General features: G+C 62.3%; 3 protein-coding genes. All 3 read right to left on the minus strand.

Annotated features, from left to right (window positions below):
* Positions 1 to 290, minus strand: a 290-nt coding sequence (locus tag AC1DXX_RS33165) for a TRAP transporter substrate-binding protein (protein WP_478138444.1), incomplete at its 3' end; no start/stop codon positions are given.
* Positions 287 to 2,563, minus strand: a complete 2,277-nt coding sequence (locus AC1DXX_RS33170; RefSeq protein WP_478138445.1) for an EAL domain-containing protein — start codon at positions 2,561 to 2,563, stop codon at positions 287 to 289. The genes AC1DXX_RS33170 and AC1DXX_RS33165, both read right to left, overlap by 4 nt.
* A gap of 421 nt (positions 2,564 to 2,984) precedes the next feature.
* Positions 2,985 to 3,270, minus strand: a 286-nt coding sequence (locus AC1DXX_RS33175; protein ID WP_478138446.1) for an ATP-binding protein, incomplete at its 5' end; no start/stop codon positions are given.

Here is a 3,270-nt window from a genome sequence, read left to right on the forward strand (position 1 = left end):
TACTTGATGAGGTAGTTCAACGAGGACACGTCCATATCGATTGCCCCGAGCCTGACTTTCTGCAGCAGTTCATTTTCGCTGCCGAGTWGAGATGCCGGAAAGATCTCTATGCTGACTTGCCCATGGGTGCGTTCCTCGACGCGTTTTGCGAACTGAAGAGCCGCCAGATGTGCTGGATGCTCGGTCGTGGTGGCGTGTACGAGCGACAACACGACGGGTTCGGCGTGCACCGCCGGTACCAGCGCTGCAAAGCCCCACAACGCGGCGAACATCGAGAGGAGTTTCTTCATGTCGTACGCACCGTTGTCCCGTGCTCCCCGTTCTTGCTGCGCAGACTCTGCCCGATGGTGCCCGAACGCAGGAAGTCGCCCGCCTCGGTGGCAATCACGGCCTCGCTGAAATAGTGGCCTTGTGCAAGGGTCGAGGAACCGGTCGAGTGGAGAAAGGCGAGTTGCGCTTCCGTTTCCAGTCCCTCGACAATGATTCCAATGCGAGCGTCCCGTGCGAGATTCATGATGGCGCGAACGGTGGCTGCACTGTCCGGATCGTCGATGGCCCTCTTGAGCATCGACTGTGCGATCTTCAGGTGATTCACGCGGTAGGTCCGGAGGTACTCGAATGACGAGTACTCCGTGCCGAAGTCGTCGATCGCAATCCGGACACCGAGCGCCCGCAGCTTCGGCAGTACGTCGTTGTGGGTCCATGTCATCTGGGCCAGGGTCGACTCCGTCACATCGAACTCCAGCTCGGAAGGATGGAGCTGCCATTTCGCGATGCACTCGGTCACATCGCGGATCAGTTCGTTGCCGTTCCTGAGCTGGCCAAGCGACAGATTGATCGCGATGACAGGGGGCGCCATTCCCTGTTCACGCCACAGGTTCATTTGCCTGCACGCCTGGTTCAGTACCCAGCGACCCAGCATGACGATGCCCCCGGTCCTTTCCGCGATCGGGACAAAAGTGACCGCGTCGAGAAGGCCTCGTTCGGGATGGTTCCAGCGCAGCAGCGCCTCCATTCCCACGATCTTTCCGGAGGACAGCTCGACCTGCGGCTGATAGTAGAGTTCCAGCTCTTCGCGTTCGATCGCCTTCTTCAGGTCTTCGCCGAGCGCAACCCGGTCACGGACTGCCAGGTCGAGTTCCTGGGAGTGAAAGCGATACTGGTTGCGTCCTTCTTCCTTCGACCGGTAGAGGGCCAGATCGGCCTGCGCCATCATTTCGTCCGGACCCGCACTGCCCGGGATGTAGGGGCAGATGCCGATGCTGGCCGAGACATGTATCTCGTTGCCATCGAGCATGTACGGGCGTGCCAGCTCCTCCTGGATCTTCGAGGCCAAGGCGCCCGCGGCTGCCGGATCGCCCATTTCCCCCTGCAGCACAGCGAACTCGTCGCCGCCCAGGCGCGCCACCAGATCGGTTTCCCGCGTGCAATTCTTCAGCCGCTGGGCCACCTCGCGCAGCAGCAGGTCGCCCCCCGGATGGCCGAACATGTCGTTGACCGGCTTGAAGTGGTCCAGGTCCAGACAGTGGATCGCGAACGGCATGGAGCCTCGCTGTGCTGCGCCGTGGGCCTGGTGAAGGCGTTCCGTGAGCGTGGCGCGGTTCGCCAGGCCCGTCAGCCCGTCGGTGCGCGCAAGCCGTGCAAGTTGTTCCTCCGCCGCCTTGCGCTCCGTGACGTCGATGACGATGCCCTCGACCTCGACGAGTCGGCCTTCCTTGTCGCGAACCGGAACATAGCGGTTCTCGACCCAGCGCCGTGCACCGTCCCCGGTGCAAAGGCGGTATTCGATCGAGGCGCCTTCCGCATCCTTCTCCAGCACGCGGGCCATGGCGGCGGCAACCCCGGGCTGGTCGGCGGGGTCGATCAGCACGTCTGCCCAATTCGGGTTCGCAAGCAGGCTGGCCGGGTCGTGGCCGAACTTCGTGATGTTGTGCGAGATGTAGATCAGGGGAAATGCAGGCTCGCCCCGCAGGCGGTAGAGGATGGTCGGGCTGTTCTGCACGATGATGTTGGCATCGGACAGTTCCCTGGTTCGCTCCTCGACAGCCTGTTCCAGCTGGTTCAGCTTGAATGCGGCGTCTTCCGTCATTTGCCACTTCATCGTGAGTGCGCTGGCCAGCTGGCGGACCTCGATCGGATCGAAGGGCTTCTTGAGAACGAGCAGGCGGTCGCGTGCGTCGAGGCGATCGAAGACCTCGACCCAGGACTGGTCYGCATAGGCGGTGCATATCACGATCTGCAGACGCGGATCTTCCTGCCACAGGTGTTCGATCGTCTCGACGCCATCCCACCCGGGGGGCATGCGCATGTCGATGAACGCCAGGGCGTAAGGCTCGTCGACCTCCAATGCCTTGCGAACCATCGCGTGCGCTTCCTGCCCCTGGCAGGCGCTGTCCAGCACGAACGCCTCGGCGGATGTCTTGGCTGTGGTGCCGAACAACGCAGACTCCAGGTCGTCCAGATTCGACGACGCTTCCGCCGAGAGGAGGATTTTCCTGAAGTCCTCGTGGATGGCCGGCATGTCGTCCGCCAGAAGAATGCGCCGATTGTGTTGTTTTCTCATTGGATCTCCTCGACCTTGCTGACCGGGAGTTCGAGCGTGAACGTCGCGCCGATGCCGGTTCCGTCGCTGTGGGCCGCCAGGGTGCCGCTCCTTGAATAGTGAGCGCATTAGGCGCTTGGTTGTGGCGTTGCGCTCAACTGAATGAGGCCGCGGGCAACGGGTCAAGTGCTCCAAGGCCGAGAAACACCTTACAGCGACAAACAGAAAATGCAAAAGTCGCGGCCATCGATTGAGTATGAAAGTACATATGAAACACGTGATGCCGTGGCTGACGCGCAACGATATCTCTGGAGTCATGTGCGCTCGGCACACGCCCCGAATGCAGCAAATGCAAGCCCTCGCAGAGTCGGTTCCGCGGTGTTCCCCAGATGCGCCGCGACCGTCTCGTGCGTCGTGGGTCGCGCCAAGCGCGGTGGGGCAACTAGGATCTTTCGATCGGAAGTTCGAGCGTGAATGTCGCCCCGGTGCCCGGTCCCTCGCTGTGGGCTGTGAGCGTTCCGCCCATTTCATGCGCGGCGATCACTGCGCCGTGCAGCCCGAATCCATGCCCGGTCTTTTTCGTGGTGAAGCCGTGCGCGAACACATGGGGCAGGATCTGCGTCGCGATGCCCGCCCCGTTGTCTGCGACCCGGATACGCAGCCGCTGGCCTTGCGCCAGATCCACCCGCAGTGCGAGCCTTGGCTCGCGATCTGCCACACCCTCCATG

It is taken from the genome of Variovorax sp. P4_B10, assembly GCF_056402375.1.